The following is a 19,140-nucleotide window of genomic DNA, read 5'->3' on the forward strand; positions in this document are numbered from 1 at the left end:
CAGCGCCTATTCTAAGAATCCGCGCCCGCGCCCCTCGGCGTCGCCTCTCTGCATTCCAAGATGAATCGCTATCCGCTCTGGAAATACATTGTGATCCTGGTGGCGCTTGCCATTGGGTTCCTCTATACGCTGCCGAACTTCTTCGGTGAGGCGCCTGCCGTGCAGGTGTCTTCTGGCAAAGCCACCGTCAAGGTCGACCTGAACGTGCAAAAGCAGGTCGAGAGCCTGCTGGCTGCGGCGAGCATTCGACCCGACGGCGTGTTCTTCGACAACAACGGCACCTCCGCCAGCGTGCGCGTGCGTTTTGCCGACACCGACACGCAGCTCAAGGCCAAGGACGTTCTGGCCCGCGGCCTGAACACCGATCAAGCCGACCCGACCTATATCGTGGCGTTGAACCTGCTGCCGGGCTCCCCGCAGTGGCTCAGTGGCGCCCCGTTCTTCGCCAAGCCGATGTTCCTGGGCCTGGACTTGCGCGGTGGCGTGCACTTCCTGCTGCAGGTCGACATGAACGGCGCCGTGACGAAGAAGCTCGACTCGCTGGCCGGCGACATCCGTACGCAGCTGCGTGACAAGGGCATCCGCCACAGCGGCATCGACCGCAACAACAATACGATCACGATCAAGTTCAGCAACCCGGACGACGCCGACCGCGCCCGCGGGCTGCTGGCCGACTCGACCCGCGAACTCGCCTACGCCGTGGACAAGAACGCCGACGGCGCCACGCTCACCGGCACCTTCACCGCCGCCGCGATGAAGGAAGTGCAGGACAACGCGGTGAAGCAGAACATCGTCACGCTGCACAACCGGGTCAACGAACTCGGCGTGGCTGAACCGGTGATCCAGCAACAGGGCCCGGACCGCATCGTCGTGCAGCTGCCCGGCGTGCAGGACACCGCCAAGGCCAAGGACATCATCGGCCGCACGGCAACGCTGGAAGCGCGCCTGGCCGATCCGAACGCGCCGCTTGTGCCGCGTGCCGGCGATCCGGTACCGCTGGGCGACGAGCTGTTCACGCAAGGGCGCAGCGCTCCCGTCCTGCTGCAGAAGCAGGTGATCTTCACGGGGGACCGCATCACGAGCGCCTCGGCGGGCTTCGACCAGAACCACAATTCGTCGGTCGACATCACGCTCGACGGCCAGGGCGGCCGCATGCTGCGCGATGTCTCGCGTGACAACATCGGCAAGCGCATGGGCATCGTGCTCTTTGAGAAGGGCAAGGGCGAGGTGCTGACGGTGGCAACCATCCAGTCAGAACTCGGCTCGCGCTTCCAGATCACCGGCATGGGCTCGACGGAGGCGGCTTCCGACCTGGCGCTGCTGCTGCGCGCAGGCTCGCTGGCCGCGCCGATGGAAATCATCGAAGAACGCACCATCGGCCCGTCGCTGGGTGCCGACAACATCAAGAAGGGCTTCGATTCGGCGCTGTACGGCTTCCTCGCCATCTCGGTGTTCATGGTGCTCTACTACATGCTGTTCGGCGCGTTCTCGGTGGCGGCCCTCGGCGTCAACGTGTTCCTGCTGATCGCGCTGCTGTCCATGCTGCAGGCCACGCTCACGCTGCCGGGTATCGCGGCCATCGCGCTGGCGCTGGGTATGGCCATTGACGCCAACGTGCTGATCAACGAGCGCGTGCGTGAAGAGCTGCGCAACGGCGCATCGGCGCAGATGGCCATCGCCGCCGGTTTCGACCGCGCCTGGGCGACCATCCTCGATTCGAACGTGACGACGCTCATTGCCGGCCTGGCGCTGATCGCCTTCGGTTCAGGCCCGGTACGTGGCTTTGCGATCGTGCACTGCCTGGGGATCGGGACGTCCATGTTCTCGGCAGTGTTCTTCAACCGCGGTCTCGTGAACCTCTGGTACGGCCGCAAGAAGAAGCTGCAGAGCGTCGCCATCGGGCAGGTGTGGAAGCCGGGCAATACGAACACGGAATCGCCCGCCAAGTAATCACGCCACCCACCACGAATCTCGCATAACCGGCACCGCCCCACACGAAGGGGCGGTCGCCACAAAGGGCAGACCATGGAGTTTTTCCGCATCCGCCGCGACATTCCGTTCATGAAGCACGCGTTGATTCTTAACGCGCTGTCGTTCCTGACGTTTATCGCCGCTGTCTTCTTCCTGTTCCACAAGGGGCTGCACCTGTCGGTGGAGTTCACCGGCGGTACGGTCATGGAAGTCGCATACACCCAGGCCGCCGATCTGCCGAAGATCCGCGGCGACGTTGAGAAGCTCGGCTATGCCGATGCGCAGGTGCAGAACTTCGGCACCTCGCGCGATGTGATGATCCGCCTGCCGCTCAAGACCGGACCGGACGGCAAGCCCATCGCCTCGGCCGTGCAAAGCCAGCAGGTGATGACGGCCCTGAATGCCGCCAATCCCGATGCCAAGCTGCAGCGCGTCGAGTTCGTCGGGCCGCAGGTCGGCAAGGAGCTCGCCACTGACGGCCTGCTGGCGCTGCTGTTCGTGGTGATCGGCATCGTGATCTATCTGTCGATCCGCTTCGAATGGAAATTTGCCGTGGCGGGCGTGATCGCCAACCTGCACGACGTCGTGATCATCCTGGGCTTCTTCGCCTTCTTCCAGTGGGAGTTCTCGCTGTCGGTGCTGGCGGGGGTGCTGGCGGTGCTGGGCTATTCGGTCAACGAATCCGTGGTGATTTTCGACCGGATCCGCGAAGCGTTCCGCAAGTACCGCAAGATGAACACGCACGAGGTGATCGATCATGCGATTACCAGCACCATCTCGCGCACGATCATCACCCACGGCTCAACCGAAATGATGGTGGTGTCGATGCTGGTGTTCGGCGGCCCGACGCTGCACTACTTTGCCGTGGCCCTGACGATCGGTATTCTGTTCGGCATCTACTCGTCGGTGTTTGTGGCCGCTGCGCTCTGCATGTGGCTGGGCGTCAAGCGCGAAGACTTGGTCAAGTCGGAGAAGAAGGCCGGCGGCCCGAAGGAAGACGATCCGAATTTCGGCGCGCAGGTCTGAAGACGCTGCCGCCCAATGCCCGAGGATGCATTCCTCCGGGCAACAAAAAAGCCCCGCAATTGCGGGGCTTTTTCTTGAACTGGTGATCGCCTGGCTTACTGCTGTGCGACGTTGGCGTCTTGCTTGATGCCTTCGACCTGGATCTTCAGCTTGGTTTCCATGTTGAAACCGTAGGCCTTGCCGTAATCGACGCCGAAGTCATCGCGCTTGAAGGTCATCTCGGCATCGGCGCCGCAGACTTCACGCTTGAGCATCGGATGCTGAATGCACTTGAACGCGTCGATTTGCAGCTTGGCCGGCTTGGTCACACCGTGCAGCGTCAGTTGGCCTTCAGCTTCGGTCGGCACGTCGCCCTTGAACTTCGTGAAGTTGCCCTTGAACGTGGCGGTCGGGTACTTGGCCACGTCGAAGATCTCGGCGCTCTTCGCGTGCTCGTTCATCTTGGCAAGACCGAAGTCAATGCTGTCGGTCTGCACGGTCACGTCAATGCTCCCGGTCTTGGCGGCGCGATCCAGCGTCACGGTGCCGCTGGACTTTTCGAACTTGCCACGCCACTTCGACAGACCGCCCATGTGGTCGGCTTCAAAGCTCGGGTACGTATGGCTCGGGTCGAGCTGGTACGTAGCGGGGGCGGCAAATGCGGCGGTGGCAGCAACGGCCGACAGTGCGGCAACGAGGGTACGCAATTTCATGAAAACTCCTGCGAAATAAAGGCGGCAAACGAGGGCCGGGAAAACGTTGGGATGAGACACTACCGATTACTTCTTGGCAATGACGACGCGGAACTTGATCGTCACGTCGTCGGAGACGACCGACGTGTCTTTCCATTCACCGTCACCTACCTTGAATGCATTGCGCTTGACCGGGAATGCGCCTTCAAAGACCTGATTGGCGCCTTCTTGCTTGAACGTGACGGGTGCGGTGACATCCTGCGTGATGCCCTTGATGGTCAGCTTCCCGACCACGTCCACCTTGCCGCCCGCACCGGGCTTGAACGCCGACGACACGAACGTGGCCTTCGGGTACTTGGCGGTGTCGAACCAGTCCTTCTTCTTCAGTTCGTCGTTGTATTCCTTGCTGCCCACGTCGACGCTGGTGACATCGATGTCGACCTTCGCCGTCGAGGCCGCCACGTTGGCCGGGTTGTAATTGACGGCGGCATCGAACTTGCCGAACTTGATGTCCATCGGTACACCGAGTTGCTTGCCGGTGGCGGTGACGCTGCTCTTGGCGGCATCCACCTGGGCGATGGCCGATACCGATACGGCAGCGATCGACAGCGCGCCGGCTGCAACCAGGGCGATGGCGCGGGGGCGCACAACACGTTTCATCATCAGACTCCTTCAGTCAGGCCGGATCATGCCGGCAGTCTTGGTCGGGACGGACAGGCGGGCGCACCGGCACGCACCGTGCACCCACGCATTGGGAAATCAGCGGAGGAAAGGCACCATGCGACGCAGCGTGCCATCACGATCGACGACGTGATGCTTGAGCGCAGCCAGGATGTGCACCGCGACGATGGCCGCCATGGTCCAGTTCAGCCATTCGTGCGCCATGCCGAAGATGTCCTTTAGCGCATCGCTCTTGTCGAACGGCATCGGCAGCTCCCACAGGCCAAGATAGACAACCTTCACGCCAGCCGCGACGCTCAGCAGATAGCCGGTCAGCGGCACTGCCAGAATCAACAGATACAACCCCACGTGCGCGGCTTCCGCGGCGGCGTGTTGCCACTTCGGCATGCCCGGCACGGGGCCCGGCGCGGGATGCGTCAAGCGCCACAGCACGCGCAGCACAGCAAGAATCAGCACCGTGATGCCGATCCATTTGTGATACGAGAACAGTTTCAGCTTGGTGGGCGTAAAGCCTGGGATATCGGTCATGTACAGACCGAGCCCGAAGGCCGCGAAGATCAGCAGCGCGATGATCCAGTGCATCGCAATCGCCGGCTTGGTATAGGCGCCGGGGTCAGCGGCGCCGCGCATGGCGGGATTCGAGTGGGCGGCTTGTGACATCGGTTCTCTCGGTGTTTTGGAGCGCTCAGTTGGCGGCGCCTGCGGGTAAGACCACGGGGCCAAGCGATTGTGCATTATTTGCGCGATCCGACTGGGCAAGTCGGCGCTAAGTTCACGAACCGATTCAAATTTTTTGATTGATCTGGCAGCTTTCTGGCAACGGCGCGGTTGAGCGTTCTGCGGAGCGCACCAAACAAAACGGCCCGCCCTCGGATTCGAGAGCGGGCCGTTCTTCAGAAGGCACCACCAAATTTTTGCAACAATCAGGCGATACGGCGGGCCAGTTCCTCAGCTTTGCCGATGTAGCTGGCCGGCGTCATGTCCAACAGCAGCTTGCGGGCGTCTTCGGGAATCGCCAGCGTGCCAATGAATTCACGCAACGCTTCGCGCGAAATGCCCTTGCCGCGCGTCAGTTCCTTGAGCTGCTCGTACGGGTTGGCGATGCCGTACCGACGCATCACGGTCTGCACCGGCTCGGCCAGCACTTCCCAGCAGGCATCCAGGTCTTCCGCCAGTCGTGCGGGGTTCGTTTCCAGCTTGCCGAGGCCGCGCAGGCAGGCGTCGTAGGCGAGCAGGCTGTAGCCGAACGCCACGCCGATATTGCGCAGCACCGTCGAATCCGTCAGGTCGCGCTGCCAGCGCGACACCGGCAGCTTTTCCGACAGGTGGCGCAGCACCGCGTTGGCCAGGCCGACGTTGCCTTCGGAATTTTCAAAGTCGATCGGGTTGACCTTGTGCGGCATGGTCGACGAGCCGATTTCGCCCGCCTTGGTCTTCTGCTTGAAGTAGCCTTGCGAGATGTAGCCCCAGACGTCGCGGTCCAGATCCAGGATGATCGTGTTGGCGCGCGCCACGGCGTCGAACAGCTCGGCCATGTAGTCGTGCGGCTCGATTTGGATGGTGTACGGATTGAACGTCAGGCCCAGGCGCGTTTCGATCACGTTCTTCGAGAAGGCCTCCCAGTCCAGCGACGGATATGCGGACAGGTGCGCGTTGTAGTTACCCACCGCGCCGTTCATCTTGCCCAGCAGTTCGACTGCTTCGATGCGGCGGATGGCGCGGTCCAGGCGGGCGGCCACGTTGGCCATTTCCTTGCCCAGCGTGGTCGGGCTGGCCGGCTGGCCGTGCGTGCGGGACAGCATCGGCACGTCGGCGTTGGCATGCGCCAGCTCCACCAGGCGAGCCTGAACGCGGCGCAGCGTCGGCACGATCACCGTGTCGCGGGCGCCCTTGAGCATCATGCCGTGCGACGTGTTGTTGATGTCTTCCGACGTGCAGGCGAAGTGGATGAATTCGCTGGCGGCTTCCAGCTCGGCGTTGCCGCGCACGCGCTCCTTCATCCAGTACTCAACGGCCTTCACGTCGTGGTTGGTGACGGCTTCGATTTCTTTGATACGGGCGGCGTCTGCCTCGGCAAAGTTCTCGACCAGCGCCAGCAGTGCGCCCTCGGCAGCAGCCGAGAAACGCGGGATCTCGGCCAGCCCGGCCTGCGACAAGGCGATCAGCCAGTGCACCTCCACCTTCACGCGGTTGCGCATGAAAGCGGCTTCCGACAGCCACTCGCGCAGCGGATCGGCCTTGGCAGCGTAGCGGCCATCGATGGGAGACAGAGCGGTCAGGGCGGAAAGCGACGACATGGCAGGCGGGAAAAAATGTGAAGGGAATCTCAATCCGGACAACCCGGACGCGGCATTGCGCGTTCAACCAAGGTGCATACGCGCACCCAAGCGAGCCCGCGATTTTACCACCCGGCACCTGCCTTTCACGGCCAATCCGGCTTAGAGCAAGCCTCCGTTTGGTTGAGTTGGGCTCAGGCGCCGCCCAACGCACTCGGGGAAGTGCGCGGCTATACTTCCGCCTCCAACATGACAAGCCTATGAAACTGATCGGATCGCACGCCAGCCCGTACACCCGCAAGGTGCGCGTGGTCCTGGCTGAAAAGAAAATCGACTACCAGTTCGTGCTGGAAGACGTGTGGAGCGCAGCTACGCAGATCCACCAGTTCAACCCGCTCGGCAAGGTCCCCTGCCTGGTGATGGACGACGGCGGCGCCCTGTTCGACTCGCGCGTGATTGCCGAATACGCGGATACGCTATCGCCGGTGGCGCGCCTCATTCCGCCATCAAGCCGTGAACGCGTGGAGGTGCGCTGCTGGGAGGCGCTGGCCGACGGCCTGCTCGACGCCGCGCTCATGCTGCGCATTGAACACACGCAGCGCACGCCGGAGCAGCGCAGCGAAACGTGGCTTGCACGCCAAAGCCACAAGATCGATCAGGCGCTGCAAGCCATGTCGCAAGGCCTGGCCGACAAGACCTGGTGCAACGGAAACCATCTGACGCTGGCCGACATCGCGGTCGGCTGCGCGCTTGCCTACCTGGATTTCCGCCAGCCGCAGATCGACTGGCGCGAGCGTCACGCGAACCTTGCCACGTTCTACGCACGCATGGAAAAACGGCCGAGTTTCATGGAAACCCAGCCGCAGTAATCGATGGCAATAGTCCAAGGTTACACAGCCACCGGATCAAACCGTTCGGCCTGGGCCATCGGCCAGTAGCGTTCATAGAGTTGATAGCGGTACCGCCCGGCCAGCAGATCGCCGGGTTCCAGGTATTTGAGCAGCGTGGACAACAACTGCACCTCGTTGCCAGACACGCGCCGCACGATGTGGTGCGCGCGGAAATCCGCCGGATGCTGCAAGCCCGCCGCCTGCGTCAGTTCCAGCAGCGCATGCAGCGTGTGCGCGTGATATTGATGCACGCGTTCCGCTTTGTCGGGCACCACCAGCGCTTTCTGCCGAGACGGGTCCTGTGTCGCCACGCCGGTCGGGCAACGGTCGGTGTGGCACTTCTGCGCCTGGATGCAGCCCAGCGCAAACATGAAGCCGCGCGCAGCGTTGCACCAGTCGGCGCCCATTGCCAGCGTACGGGCGACGTCAAACGCCGTGACGATCTTGCCTGACGCGCCGATCTTGATCTTGTCGCGCAGGTTGGTGCCCACGAGCGTGTTGTGCACCAGCAGCAGCCCTTCCTGCAGCGGCGTGCCGACGTGGTCGGTAAATTCCAGCGGAGCCGCGCCCGTACCGCCCTCCGCGCCGTCGACAACGATGAAATCCGGCAGGATGCCCGAGTCCAGCATTGCCTTGACGATGCCGAAGAACTCCCACGGATGGCCGATGCACAGCTTGAAGCCGGTCGGCTTGCCGCCCGACAGCGTACGCAGACGATCGACGAACTGCAGCAAACCCAGCGGCGTGCTGAACTCCGAATGTGCCGCCGGCGAGATGCAGTCCTTGCCGATCTGAATGCCGCGCGTGGCGGCAATCTCGGGCGTGACCTTGGCGGCGGGCAATACGCCGCCGTGCCCCGGCTTGGCGCCCTGCGAAAGCTTCACCTCAATCATCTTCACCTGCGGGCTGCGCGCCTGCTCGGCAAAGCGGTCCGGATCGAAGCGGCCGTCGGCGTCACGGCAGCCAAAATAGCCCGACGCCACTTCCCAGATCAGGTCGCCGCCCTCTGCGCGGTGGTATGGCGAGATCGAACCCTCGCCCGTGTCATGGATGAAGTTGCCAAGCTTCGCACCGCGATTGAGCGCGCGAATGGCATTGCCCGACAGTGCGCCGAAGCTCATCGCCGAGATATTGAACACCGACATCGAATACGGCTTGGCGCGCCCTTCGCCCACCATCACGCGAAAGTCCGACGAGGCAATGCGCGTAGGCGCCAACGAATGGCCAATCCACTCGTGCCCGGCCACCTTCACATCAACTTCGGTGCCGAACGGACGGCTATCGACTTCGCCCTTGGCGCGCTGGTAAACGATGCTGCGCTGGGCGCGCGAAAACGGCTTCTCGTCCGTGTCGTCTTCAACGAAGTACTGGCGGATTTCCGGGCGAATGAACTCGAACAGGAAGCGGAAATGGCCCCAGAGCGGGTAGTTGCGCAGCACCGAATGGCGCGTCTGCGTGACGTCGTGCACGCCCAGGATGACGAACAGGCCCGGGATGACCGCGCACACCCAATGCAGACGCCCCGCTATCGCAAAGCCGGCGGTGACGGCAAACAGCAGCACAACGCCCGCAAAGGCCCAGTAACGACGTGGCAGCATGACCAACCCTGTGGAGACGAATCAGGGCGCAAGCTTAAACGAGTGCCGCAACCGCCGCAGCCACCACAACGCAGTGTTGCGAAAACCGCTTAGGCGATCGCCTTTTCGGCGACAGCCGGCTCAGCTGCCGAAATAATGCCGCCGCCCAGGCAGACCTCGCCGTCGTACAGCACGGCGGACTGGCCTGGCGTGACAGCCCACTGCGCCTCGGGGAAGGCCAGCGTGAGCGCGCCGTCGGCCGCGCGTGCGACCGTGCAAGGCGCATCCGCCTGGCGATAACGCGTCTTGGCCCCAAGGTCGGTGCCCTCGACCGGAGCTTGGCCAGCCACCCAACTCAAATCATCGGCGTGTACCGTATGCGCCAGCAGCCACGGGTGGTCGTGCCCCTGCACGACGTACAACGTATTGGCCGCCATGTCCTTGCGCGCCACGTACCAGGCGTCGCCGTTACCGTCGCGACTGCCGCCGATGCCGATGCCCTTGCGCTGTCCCAGCGTGTAGAACGCCAGGCCGATGTGTTCGCCGATGGTCTTGCCGTCGGGCGTCTTGATCGGGCCGGGCTTGGTCGGCAGGTAGCGATTCAGGAAATCGCGGAACGGCCGCTCGCCGATAAAACAGATCCCCGTGGAATCCTTCTTCTTGGCGTTGGGCAGACCGATCTCGGCGGCGATTTCCCGCACCTTCGTCTTCGGCATCTCGCCCAGCGGGAAGAGCGTGCGCGAGAGCTGCGCCTGGTTCAGGCGGTGCAGGAAGTAGCTTTGGTCTTTCGTATGATCGAACGCCTTCAGCAGCTCGAAACGGCCGTCGACCTCGCGCACGCGGGCGTAATGCCCTGTCGCAATCGTGTCGGCGCCAAGCGCCATCGCGTGGTCGAGGAAGGCCTTGAACTTGATCTCGGCGTTGCAGAGCACGTCGGGATTGGGCGTGCGGCCGGCGGAGTATTCGCGCAGGAAGTCCGCAAACACGCGGTCTTTGTACTCCGCGGCAAAGTTGACGGCTTCGACGTCAACGCCGATCAGGTCGGCCACCGAGACCACGTCGATCCAGTCCTGCCGGGTTGAGCAGTATTCGCTGTCGTCATCGTCTTCCCAGTTCTTCATGAACAGGCCGACGACGTCATAGCCCTGCTGCTTGAGTAGCCACGCAGTGACGGACGAATCCACCCCGCCGGACATCCCCACGACGATGCGCTTCTTGCTCATAGCTGCGCTCCCAGCCCGTACACGCTGGCGTGCGTATGGATGACGTCGAGCGGGTATCGCTTGCCGGCCAGGTAGTCTTCAACGCACGCGAGCAACAACGGGCTGCGATGGCGCTCGCGGCTGGCGCGGATTTCATCCGGCGTCATCCAGACAGTGCGAACGATGCCATCGTCCAGGCTGCGGCGCGGATCTTGGGGGCCAAGCTCGCCGGTAAATGCCATCCGGACGTAGGTGACCGGATCCCCTTGCGGCGGTTGGAACTGCGCCATGTAGCAGCCCAGGAAGGCGGTCGGCACAAAGCTGTACGCGGTTTCTTCCAGCGCCTCGCGTGCGACGGCATCGACCAGGCTTTCGTCCGGGTCGAGATGGCCGGCAGGCTGGTTCAGGCGCAAGCCGACGTCGGTGTGCTCCTCAACCAGCAGAAAGCGCCCATCTTGTTCAATGACGGCGGCAACGGTTACGCTGGGTTTCCAGCGGACAGCTTGGTTCATGGCAAAAAGGCAACAAAAACAAGGCGTTATTGTAGCTGCAGGCCGCCCTCCCCGCTTGCCCCGGGGCGTTGAACACGGGCATGGCACGTCCATTCGCATTTGTGAGCAATTGAGCACACGTTTGCGCAGGATCGCTCCGCATTCCATGTCGGTTTAGGTATTCGACATGGCATTCGACGAGCGTCCGTGCGCCAAAAAGTTCGGGTAAGCTGCACGTCGATCCTGATCCAGCGCGCCTTCGTTCACTTCGCGCGCATCCTAAACATAATCAGCGAGGAGAGAACACGATGCACATCGGCATCCCGCAGGAGACGCGGGCGGACGAGACGCGCGTTGCCGCGACCCCGGAAACGGTGAAAAAGTACGTGGCGCTTGGCCATCAGGTGACGGTGCAATCGGGTGCTGGCGTCGCTGCCGCCCAACCTGACGAAGCCTATGTGGCCGCTGGTGCCAGGATCGGCACCGCCGCCGAAGCGCTTGGCGCGCAGATCGTGCTCAAGGTCCGCTCACCGGAAGCGGCCGAACTGGCGCAGATGCAGCCGGGCGCCGTGCTGGTCGGCATGCTCAACCCGTTCGATGACGAAAACACGGCGCGCCTAGCCGCCGCCAACGTCACCGCGTTCGCGCTTGAGGCCGCGCCGCGCACGACGCGTGCGCAAAGCATGGATGTGCTCTCTTCCCAGGCCAACATCGCAGGCTACAAAGCCGTGATGGTGGCGGCCAACCATTACCAGCGCTTCATGCCGATGCTGATGACGGCCGCCGGCACCGTAAAAGCCGCGCGCGTGCTGATCCTGGGCGCGGGTGTGGCCGGGCTGCAGGCCATCGCCACGGCCAAGCGCCTCGGTGCCGTCATTGAGGCATCCGACGTGCGCCCGGCCGTGAAAGAGCAGATCGAATCGCTGGGCGCCAAATTCCTCGACGTTCCGTTCCTGACGGACGAAGAGCGCGAGATTGCCCAGGGCGTGGGCGGCTACGCGCGGCCGATGCCGCCCGACTGGATGCGCCGACAGGCGGAACTCGTGCACACGCGCGCAAGTCAGGCCGACATCGTCATCACGACGGCGCTGATCCCCGGCCGTCGCGCGCCGACGCTGCTATCGGAAGCGACCGTGCAGGCGATGAAGCCGGGCTCGGTCGTCGTCGATCTGGCGGCTGCGCAGGGCGGCAACTGCCCGCTGACCGAAGCCGACCGCGTGGTCGTCAAGCACGGCGTCACGCTGGTGGGTTACACCAACCTCGCGTCGATGGTGGCGGCCGACGCCTCTGCCCTCTACGCCCGCAACGTGCTCGATTTCCTCAAGCTGATCATCGACAAGGATGGCGGCCTGAACATCAACCGCGAAGACGACATCGTGGCCGCCTGCCTGCTCAGCCAGGCCGGCCAGGTGGTGCGCGCTCCCGCAGCCACGAGCGCAGCCAAATAAGAACGGAGACGGCGGCCTGCCGGGCGTCACACCCCGGCGTGGCCGCCAGTGGCGATTTCATTTTTGTTTCAAGGAAAGCTTCATGCAACGCAACATGCTTCGCGCCAAGCTGCACCGCGCGACGGTCACCCAGGCTGATCTGGACTACGAAGGTTCATGCGGTATTGACGAGGACCTCCTCGACGCCGCTGACATGCGGGAATACGAAAAGATCGAGCTGTACAACGTCAACAATGGCGAGCGTTTCTCCACCTACATCATCAAGGGCAAGCGCGGCTCGGGCGAAATCTCGCTCAACGGCGCCGCAGCGCGCCGCGCGCACGTGGGTGATCTGCTGATCATCTGCACTTACGCGCCGATGAACGAAGAAGAAGTCGCCAGCTACAAGCCCAAGGTCGTGCTGCTGGGCGAGGGCAACAAGATCAAGGCCATCAAGGAAACCTGACGCGCCGGGCGGCCGGGTCTGCGCGACCTGGCCGCTTTGCACATCGACCAAGAAGCGAGGAGGAGCAAATGGAGCTGGTCAATCACACGGTGATCAATCTGATCATCTTCGTGCTGGCGATCTACGTCGGCTACCACGTGGTCTGGACGGTCACGCCGGCGCTGCATACGCCGCTGATGGCCGTGACGAATGCCATCTCGGCCATCATCATCGTCGGCGCCATGCTGGCGGCGGGCCTCACGCAAACGGGCCTGGGCCGCACGATGGGCGTGGTGGCGGTGGCATTGGCGGCAGTGAACGTGTTTGGCGGCTTCCTGGTCACCCAGCGCATGCTGGAGATGTTCAAGAAGAAAGAGCCGAAGGCCAAGGGCGGTCAGAGCGAGGGAGCCAAGCAATGAGCATGAACCTCGTTACCCTGCTGTATCTGCTGGCGTCGGTCTGCTTCATCCAGGCGCTCAAGGGGCTTTCTCACCCGACCACGGCGCGGCGCGGCAACGCATTCGGCATGACCGGCATGGCCATCGCCGCCGTCACGACCATTGCGCTCATCTACAAGCTCAAGGCCGAGATGTTTGCCGGCACCGAGAGCGGTACCTCCACGGGTTTCATCCTGATCTTCGCGGGCCTGGTGGTGGGCGGGGGCATCGGCGCCTGCGTGGCGCGCACGGTCGAGATGACCAAGATGCCCGAGCTGGTGGCCGCCATGCACTCGCTGATCGGCTTGGCGGCGGTGTGCATCGCCACGGCGGCCGTGGCCGAGCCGTCGGCCTTCGGCATCACGATGGCCGGTGACAACGTGCTGCCGCTGGGCAACCGCGTGGAGTTGTTCATCGGCACGTTCGTGGGCGCCATCACCTTCTCGGGTTCGGTCATCGCCTTCGGCAAGCTGTCGGGCAAATACAAGTTCCGCCTGTTCCAGGGCGCGCCGGTGCAGTTTGCGGGCCAGCACATGCTGAACCTGCTGCTGGCGGTGGCCATGCTCGGCTTCGGCATCCTGTTCTTCCTGAGCCAGAGCTGGCTGCCGTTCATCATCATGACGGCCATCGCCTTTGTGCTGGGCGTGCTGATCATCATCCCGATCGGCGGCGCCGATATGCCGGTCGTGGTGTCGATGCTGAACTCGTACTCGGGCTGGGCGGCGGCCGGCATCGGCTTTTCGCTCAACAACCCGATGCTGATCATCGCCGGTTCGCTGGTGGGTTCATCCGGTGCAATTCTGTCTTACATCATGTGCAAGGCGATGAACCGGTCGTTCTTCAACGTGATCCTGGGCGGCTTCGGCTCGGAGGCTTCGGCCGGCGCAGCAGCCGGCGGTGGCGGGCAGCAACGCCCGGTCAAATCGGGCTCACCGGATGACGCCGCCTTCCTCATGGGCAACGCCGAGACGGTCATCATTGTTCCCGGCTACGGCCTGGCCGTGGCGCGCGCGCAGCACGCCCTGAAGGAGCTGACCGAAAAGCTGTCGGACAAGGGCGTGACGGTCAAATACGCAATCCACCCGGTCGCAGGCCGCATGCCGGGCCACATGAACGTGCTGCTGGCCGAGGCCGAAGTGCCGTACGACCAGGTCTTCGAGATGGAAGATATCAACGGTGAGTTCGGTCAGGCCGACGTGGTGCTGGTGCTGGGCGCCAATGACGTGGTCAACCCCGCAGCCAAGAACGATCCGAAGTCGCCCATTGCCGGCATGCCAATTTTGGAAGCCTACAAGGCGAAAACCATCATCGTGAACAAGCGCTCGATGAACGCCGGCTACGCCGGGCTCGACAACGAGCTGTTCTACATGGACAAGACCATGATGGTGTTCGGCGACGCCAAGAAGGTCGTCGAGGACATGGTGAAATCCGTCGAGTAAAGCGGCGCACTGACGGTCGTCAACGGTCCGTCAGGTCAGGTGGGTTCCGCTTGCTCCCGGCGGCGGCAGACAGTAACGTAGTGGAAACGGGCAGCGCCGGCCACACCGACCGTGCGCTGCACCCAGCCCTCTTCCGACTTCTCCCGACGTATGCAACAGGACAGCGCCCTGCCGGTCTATTTCCACCCCACCCTGACGGTGGTGGTCGACGACAGCCAATCGTTCGTGGAAAGCCTTGGGTTCCAGATGGACCCATCGCGTGCGCTGCTGGCCTTCAATGAGCCGGAAGAGGCGCTGGCGTGGCTGCGCCAGTGGCATTCGCTGCGCATGCCGGGTTTTCTGCCGGTACGCGTCACCCACGACGATCTGACGTTCTCGACCGAGCGCCGCACGATCCAGCTCGATGTCGACCGCGTCTACCGCCAGATCCACGAGGTCAACCGCTTCCTGCAGCCTTCCGTCATCGTCGTGGATTACTCCATGCCGCGCATGAACGGGCTGGAGTTTTGCTCGAAGCTCAAAGATTTGCCATGCATGACGATCCTGCTCACCGGCATGGCCGACGAGAACATCGCCGTGCAGGGTTTCAACGACGGCCTGATCGACCGCTACATCAAGAAAGACAATCCGGCGATGGCCGAGCGGCTCAGCGCCGAAATCGAGGCATTGCAGGTTCGCTACTTCAGCAACCTGTCGAGCACACTGCGCGATCTGCTGTCGCGCCACTCGTTCAGCTTCCTCTCAGACGCGGCGATCACACGGCTCGTGCGCGAACTGTCCACGCGGTACCGCTTCATCGAGTACTACCTGTATCCGCACCCCGCCGGCGTGCTGCTGCTCACGGCCGATGGGCGGGCGACACTCATGGTCATCGAGACCAACGCGAGCATGCTTACGCACCTTGAAAACGCCGAGGCCTACAACGCGCCCGACGCGCTGCTCAAGGGACTGCACGACAAGCAGATCGTCCCGTTCTTCTGGCCCGGCGACGGCATGTACACCCCGGCCTGCGTCGAATGGGAACAATATTGCCTGCCTGCAGAGGTGTGCCAAGGCCGCGAGCCGTACTACTACGCGCTGTTCGACATGCCCAGCCATCTGCTGCCGGCGCAGGTCTACAGCTACACCCAGTTCCTTACCAACTATAAGCAGGACCCGGATACGCTCACCGGCCGCAAATCACGCTGAGGTGGTGTTTTGCTTTGCTCTGCACTGCGGGTTTCCGCATTGTGTGGGTCACATTGGACAAGTACAATCGATTGGGTCATTCGGCAGCCATGACGTCAGAGCATGGCGCGGTTGAATCGCCTTGATGCATGCGTGGCATAGCTGCGGCATCATGGCGAACACGGGTGCCGGCATGCAACATGCGGTACGGCCCCCCGAGTTCATTACTGTGCGGGATTCTCCTTGAGAGACGATTTGGGATGCAGCAGCGGGCCGCGCGTTCAAGCAGTGCGCGTTGCGGATGTCAGGGAAGTGCATCGTTCCAATCTGGTCACGGTACACGGTTGCACGATTCCCGTTGCCCCGCTGTTGATCGACGAGCAGTAAAGGTGCCGCCGTCGTAGTACCGAAGGCACCGGCTGCAGTCGATCGTCTTCCCCGATCTTCTCGGAGCGGGTTTGGGCGAGAGACGCCCGGGCTGGCGCATATTGCGCACAGCCAGCGGACGGCTTCAAGCACGCTTTCACGACTGATGCGGCGGCATGCCCGGCAGTGTCGGCGGGGCGCGTCGTGTGCGCGGTGCCCGGATTCGCGGTGCGACCCCGGGTGCGCGGTTGTTGGAGTGAGCGTCCCGCTTGGCAGACGTTTTCCCTGAAGTCTCCGGCAAATTCGCACCGTGTACTCACCCAACCAAATCGATCCCGCGGTCAGCTTCCGCAACTCACAGGGTCAGCAGGTCCGCGGCACCATCATCACGCTGCAGCGGCGTGCCCTGGTGATGGAGATCTACAACCCCTACTCGATCGTGCAGGTGAGCGAGGTGCTGTCCGAACTCGCGATCAAGATGGGGACGCGGCAAGCCTATCTCGGCAAGGCGGTCGTGATCAGCCTGGTGAACACGGGCCTGACCGCCGTCGTCTCGCTCACGCTGATCGACGAATGGCGCGAGCTGTCGGAAGTGGCCGACACGCCCGCCTCGGTGGGCGAAGAAGCGCGAACGTTCGTGCAGGAATGGCAGGAGCGCTTCCGCATCCATCGTGACTATCAGATCGTCGTCAACGAGATGCGCGCGTTCCTGGCCGAGGTGTCTCGCTGGGTGGAACAGGTGGATCTGTCGAAGACCTTGCCGCGCGAAGACAACAAGCTGCGCATGGATGTCTTCCAGGAGCTGGCCGAGCCGATCATGCTCAAGCTCAAGGGCTACATGGACGGGCTAGAGTCGGAAGCGGGCAAGGTCGAGGCCGAGCTCGCTCCTGCACACCGCACGTTCGCGCAAGCGGCGCTGCATCCGCTGCTGTTGCGCGCGCCGTTCATCTATCGCACGTACACAAAGCCTCTTGGTTATGCGGGCGATTATGAAATGGTCAACCAGATCCTCTCCGACCCGCGTGAAGGTCCGAACACCTACTTCCAGATCGTCAACGCCGCTTTTCTGCGCACCGACGTGGCTGAGGCGCACCGCAATCGCATCGACATTCTTGTGCAGTATCTGAGCGACCTGGCCGCGCAAGCCAAGGCGGCCGGCCGAACGTTCAAGGTGCTGAACGTGGGCTGCGGGCCGGCGGTGGAGATTCAGCGCTTCATTCAGCAGCATCCCGAGCCGTCGTTGCTGGCGTTCGAGCTGGTGGACTTCAGCGAGGAGACGCTCGACTACACCCGCGAGCAGATGCGCCGCGCGATGGACCGCGCGCGCAAGACTGTCAACGTCGATTTCGTGCATGAATCGGTGCACCAGCTGCTCAAGCGGCGTATCACGGCGGACAGCCCGCAAGCCGGCGATTGCGATGCGGTGTATTGCGCCGGCCTGTTTGACTATCTGTCGAACAAGGTCTGCCAGCGCCTGCTCGCCTACTTTGCTTCGCGCACCCGCCAGGGCGGCGCCATTCTTGCGACCAACGTGCACAGCAACAACCCGATGCGGTTCGTGATGGAGCACGTGCTGGAGTGGTACCTCGTCTATCGCGATGAACCGCTGATGGCCGAGCTGCTGCCCGAAGGCTCGCACGACGTGCGTGTCTATACCGACGTGACCGGCGTCAACGTATTCGCCCAGGCCAGCGTGGCCGGGCTTGCCAAATCCGCCGCATAATCCGCCGCCCAGGAACACCATGGAGCCCATTACACATCGCGGATACCAAGCCGAGCTCAAGCAGTTCCGGCTCGTCTTCAGCCGCATGGCCGCCGTCACCGGTATCGTGCTGGTGCTGGCAGGCGTCGGGCTGGACTACGGCATGTATGTCGACAAGCTCTGGCTGTTCGCTTCGCTGCGGGTCATCACGTCGCTCATCATGTTCGCCGCGCTGCTTGTGCTCTACACGCGCTGGGGCGAAGAGCATGTGCAGAGCCTGACGTTCTTCTGGCTGATCTGCCCCCAGATCATGATCTCGTGGATGATCTACGACACCGAGGGCGCCAGTTCTCCTTATTACTCGGGGCTGAACCTGGCGATCTACGCGGTGGGCATGGTCATGCCGATCGGCTTTCTGCAGGCCGTGCTGTTCGGCACCTGCACGTACATCTTCTGGGTGATCGCCTGCACGCTGCATCCCGGCGGCATCCAGTCGCGCGAAATCTTCATCGTGCATTCGCTGTTCATCCTGTTCTCGATCGCAACGAGCACGCTATATACATACTTCAATGAGCGCGGACGCTTCCAGCTCTTCCGGCTCAAGGAAGAAGTGGCGCAGAAGAACGAGCAGCTGGCGCAGACCAATCAGAACCTCACCGATATCAAGGGCCAGCTCCTGCAGCAGGAAAAGATGGCCGCCATCGGCACGCTGTCTGCAGGCCTGCTGCATGAGATCAACAACCCCGTCAATTTCTGCCTGATGGCGATTGCCGTGGCGCAGGAAGACCCGACCGCAAAGAGCAGCCCGATGCTGCTCGAATGTCTGACCGATGCCAAGGAAGGCATGCAGCGTGTTCAGCACATCGTGTCGGACCTCAAGACTTTCGCCTACCGCAGTCCCGAGAAAGGCGAAGCCAATGCGCCGTTCCTGGCCGAGAAGGCCATCGACTCGGCCATCCGCCTGACGAGCCACGAGTTGCGCGGCGTGGCGCTCGAACGCAAGCTGCCGGCCGATACGCTCGTGCGCGGCGACGAGGCGGCCATCATCGGCGTGCTAATCAACCTGCTGTCGAACGCCGCGCTTGCGCTGCAAAAGGTGCAGCGCGAGAACCCACGCATCGAAATTGCTGGTGAGTGGATCGACGATCGCCTGCACGTCGTGGTAACCGACAACGGCCCCGGCATCTCCGAGAAGAACCTGTCGCGCGTGTTCGAGCCGTTTTTCACCACGCGCGACGTCGGCAAGGGGCTGGGCCTCGGCCTGTCGATCAGCTACAGCGTGATCCAGCGGCACGGCGGCACCCTGGCGGTGACGAGCAAGGAAGGCGAATGGGCGCGCTTCACATTCGATCTGCCGCGCTCGGAGTAGACG

At 63.0% G+C, this 19,140-nt stretch carries 17 protein-coding genes; 10 read left to right on the forward strand and 7 right to left on the reverse strand.

The genetic code is table 11. The features are described 5' to 3' along the window. Positions 1 to 60: 60 nt before the first annotated feature. Together secD and secF are read left to right on the forward strand one after the other, a co-directional pair. The gene (secD, locus tag N5B55_RS12770; protein WP_304538367.1) at positions 61 to 1,950 is read left to right on the forward strand and encodes a protein translocase subunit SecD; all 1,890 of its coding nucleotides are present in this window, start codon (positions 61 to 63) and stop codon (positions 1,948 to 1,950) included. A gap of 75 nt (positions 1,951 to 2,025) precedes the next feature. After that, entirely contained in the window at positions 2,026 to 2,997 is a 972-nt protein-coding gene (gene secF, locus N5B55_RS12775) for a protein translocase subunit SecF (RefSeq protein WP_024979064.1), read from the forward strand. Between the two features lie 95 nt (positions 2,998 to 3,092). Here the strand turns inward: secF and N5B55_RS12780 are convergent, their stop codons facing one another. The 4 genes from N5B55_RS12780 to purB form a co-directional block, all read right to left on the reverse strand. Then, positions 3,093 to 3,689 (reverse strand): YceI family protein, encoded by a 597-nt coding sequence (locus N5B55_RS12780; RefSeq protein ID WP_065859679.1) that lies wholly within the window; start codon positions 3,687 to 3,689, stop codon positions 3,093 to 3,095. Positions 3,690 to 3,755: 66 nt separating this feature from the next. Then, entirely contained in the window at positions 3,756 to 4,328 is a 573-nt protein-coding gene (locus N5B55_RS12785; protein ID WP_009241485.1) for a YceI family protein, read from the reverse strand. A gap of 99 nt (positions 4,329 to 4,427) precedes the next feature. Continuing rightward, positions 4,428 to 5,009 (reverse strand): cytochrome b, encoded by a 582-nt coding sequence (locus N5B55_RS12790; RefSeq protein WP_304538368.1) that lies wholly within the window; start codon positions 5,007 to 5,009, stop codon positions 4,428 to 4,430. A gap of 263 nt (positions 5,010 to 5,272) precedes the next feature. After that, positions 5,273 to 6,646 (reverse strand): adenylosuccinate lyase, encoded by a 1,374-nt coding sequence (gene purB / locus N5B55_RS12795; RefSeq protein ID WP_178960664.1) that lies wholly within the window; start codon positions 6,644 to 6,646, stop codon positions 5,273 to 5,275. Between the two features lie 239 nt (positions 6,647 to 6,885). On the opposite strand from purB, the gene N5B55_RS12800 reads away from it, so the two are divergent. Next, positions 6,886 to 7,494 (forward strand): glutathione S-transferase, encoded by a 609-nt coding sequence (locus N5B55_RS12800; protein ID WP_009277383.1) that lies wholly within the window; start codon positions 6,886 to 6,888, stop codon positions 7,492 to 7,494. Between the two features lie 20 nt (positions 7,495 to 7,514). Here N5B55_RS12800 and N5B55_RS12805 read toward each other — a convergent pair whose 3' ends face one another. From N5B55_RS12805 to N5B55_RS12815, 3 genes are all read right to left on the reverse strand, one after another. After that, positions 7,515 to 9,113 carry an FMN-binding glutamate synthase family protein gene (locus N5B55_RS12805; RefSeq protein ID WP_304538369.1) on the reverse strand — a complete coding sequence of 533 codons (1,599 nt, stop codon included), beginning with the start codon at positions 9,111 to 9,113 and terminating at the stop codon, positions 7,515 to 7,517. An 89-nt stretch (positions 9,114 to 9,202) separates the two neighbouring features. Further along, positions 9,203 to 10,315, reverse strand: coding sequence for a tRNA 2-thiouridine(34) synthase MnmA (gene mnmA / locus N5B55_RS12810; protein WP_304538370.1), 1,113 nt, complete (start codon positions 10,313 to 10,315; stop codon positions 9,203 to 9,205). Next, positions 10,312 to 10,806, reverse strand: coding sequence for an NUDIX hydrolase (locus N5B55_RS12815; RefSeq protein WP_304538371.1), 495 nt, complete (start codon positions 10,804 to 10,806; stop codon positions 10,312 to 10,314). The genes mnmA and N5B55_RS12815 overlap by 4 nt, the downstream gene beginning before the upstream one ends. A gap of 287 nt (positions 10,807 to 11,093) precedes the next feature. Between N5B55_RS12815 and N5B55_RS12820 the strand changes: the two genes are divergently transcribed. From N5B55_RS12820 to N5B55_RS12850, 7 genes are all read left to right on the forward strand, one after another. Next, positions 11,094 to 12,233 carry a Re/Si-specific NAD(P)(+) transhydrogenase subunit alpha gene (locus tag N5B55_RS12820; protein ID WP_012762879.1) on the forward strand — a complete coding sequence of 380 codons (1,140 nt, stop codon included), beginning with the start codon at positions 11,094 to 11,096 and terminating at the stop codon, positions 12,231 to 12,233. A gap of 82 nt (positions 12,234 to 12,315) precedes the next feature. Continuing rightward, positions 12,316 to 12,678, forward strand: a complete 363-nt coding sequence (gene panD, locus N5B55_RS12825) for an aspartate 1-decarboxylase (protein ID WP_009241493.1) — start codon at positions 12,316 to 12,318, stop codon at positions 12,676 to 12,678. A gap of 68 nt (positions 12,679 to 12,746) precedes the next feature. Beyond that, positions 12,747 to 13,076, forward strand: coding sequence for an NAD(P) transhydrogenase subunit alpha (locus tag N5B55_RS12830; RefSeq protein WP_024979075.1), 330 nt, complete (start codon positions 12,747 to 12,749; stop codon positions 13,074 to 13,076). Then, complete coding sequence (locus N5B55_RS12835; RefSeq protein ID WP_304538372.1) at positions 13,073 to 14,533, forward strand: NAD(P)(+) transhydrogenase (Re/Si-specific) subunit beta; 1,461 nt, start codon at positions 13,073 to 13,075, stop codon at positions 14,531 to 14,533. Before N5B55_RS12830 ends, N5B55_RS12835 begins: the two co-directional genes overlap by 4 nt. A 150-nt stretch (positions 14,534 to 14,683) precedes the next feature. After that, positions 14,684 to 15,721 (forward strand): response regulator, encoded by a 1,038-nt coding sequence (locus N5B55_RS12840; protein ID WP_304538373.1) that lies wholly within the window; start codon positions 14,684 to 14,686, stop codon positions 15,719 to 15,721. Positions 15,722 to 16,376: 655 nt separating this feature from the next. Further along, the gene (gene phcB / locus N5B55_RS12845; protein WP_065859686.1) at positions 16,377 to 17,789 is read left to right on the forward strand and encodes a class I SAM-dependent methyltransferase PhcB; all 1,413 of its coding nucleotides are present in this window, start codon (positions 16,377 to 16,379) and stop codon (positions 17,787 to 17,789) included. A gap of 19 nt (positions 17,790 to 17,808) precedes the next feature. Next, a complete protein-coding gene (locus N5B55_RS12850) occupies positions 17,809 to 19,137 on the forward strand; it encodes a sensor histidine kinase (RefSeq protein ID WP_065859687.1) in 1,329 nt (442 codons plus the stop codon). Positions 19,138 to 19,140 lie beyond the last annotated feature (3 nt).

The organism is Ralstonia pickettii, assembly GCF_030582395.1.
In the GTDB taxonomy this organism is placed as follows: domain Bacteria; phylum Pseudomonadota; class Gammaproteobacteria; order Burkholderiales; family Burkholderiaceae; genus Ralstonia; species Ralstonia pickettii_D.

Bases quoted from the DNA above. Each gene is read 5' to 3' on its own strand.
- secD (WP_304538367.1), top strand. From the start codon at position 61: ATGAATCGCTATCCGCTCTGGAAATACATTGTGATCCTGGTGGCGCTT.
- secF (WP_024979064.1), top strand. From the start codon at position 2,026: ATGGAGTTTTTCCGCATCCGCCGCGACATTCCGTTCATGAAGCACGCG.
- N5B55_RS12780 (WP_065859679.1), bottom strand. From the start codon at position 3,689: ATGAAATTGCGTACCCTCGTTGCCGCACTGTCGGCCGTTGCTGCCACC.
- N5B55_RS12785 (WP_009241485.1), bottom strand. From the start codon at position 4,328: ATGAAACGTGTTGTGCGCCCCCGCGCCATCGCCCTGGTTGCAGCCGGC.
- N5B55_RS12790 (WP_304538368.1), bottom strand. From the start codon at position 5,009: ATGTCACAAGCCGCCCACTCGAATCCCGCCATGCGCGGCGCCGCTGAC.
- purB (WP_178960664.1), bottom strand. From the start codon at position 6,646: ATGTCGTCGCTTTCCGCCCTGACCGCTCTGTCTCCCATCGATGGCCGC.
- N5B55_RS12800 (WP_009277383.1), top strand. From the start codon at position 6,886: ATGAAACTGATCGGATCGCACGCCAGCCCGTACACCCGCAAGGTGCGC.
- N5B55_RS12805 (WP_304538369.1), bottom strand. From the start codon at position 9,113: ATGCTGCCACGTCGTTACTGGGCCTTTGCGGGCGTTGTGCTGCTGTTT.
- mnmA (WP_304538370.1), bottom strand. From the start codon at position 10,315: ATGAGCAAGAAGCGCATCGTCGTGGGGATGTCCGGCGGGGTGGATTCG.
- N5B55_RS12815 (WP_304538371.1), bottom strand. From the start codon at position 10,806: ATGAACCAAGCTGTCCGCTGGAAACCCAGCGTAACCGTTGCCGCCGTC.
- N5B55_RS12820 (WP_012762879.1), top strand. From the start codon at position 11,094: ATGCACATCGGCATCCCGCAGGAGACGCGGGCGGACGAGACGCGCGTT.
- panD (WP_009241493.1), top strand. From the start codon at position 12,316: ATGCAACGCAACATGCTTCGCGCCAAGCTGCACCGCGCGACGGTCACC.
- N5B55_RS12830 (WP_024979075.1), top strand. From the start codon at position 12,747: ATGGAGCTGGTCAATCACACGGTGATCAATCTGATCATCTTCGTGCTG.
- N5B55_RS12835 (WP_304538372.1), top strand. From the start codon at position 13,073: ATGAGCATGAACCTCGTTACCCTGCTGTATCTGCTGGCGTCGGTCTGC.
- N5B55_RS12840 (WP_304538373.1), top strand. From the start codon at position 14,684: ATGCAACAGGACAGCGCCCTGCCGGTCTATTTCCACCCCACCCTGACG.
- N5B55_RS12850 (WP_065859687.1), top strand. From the start codon at position 17,809: ATGGAGCCCATTACACATCGCGGATACCAAGCCGAGCTCAAGCAGTTC.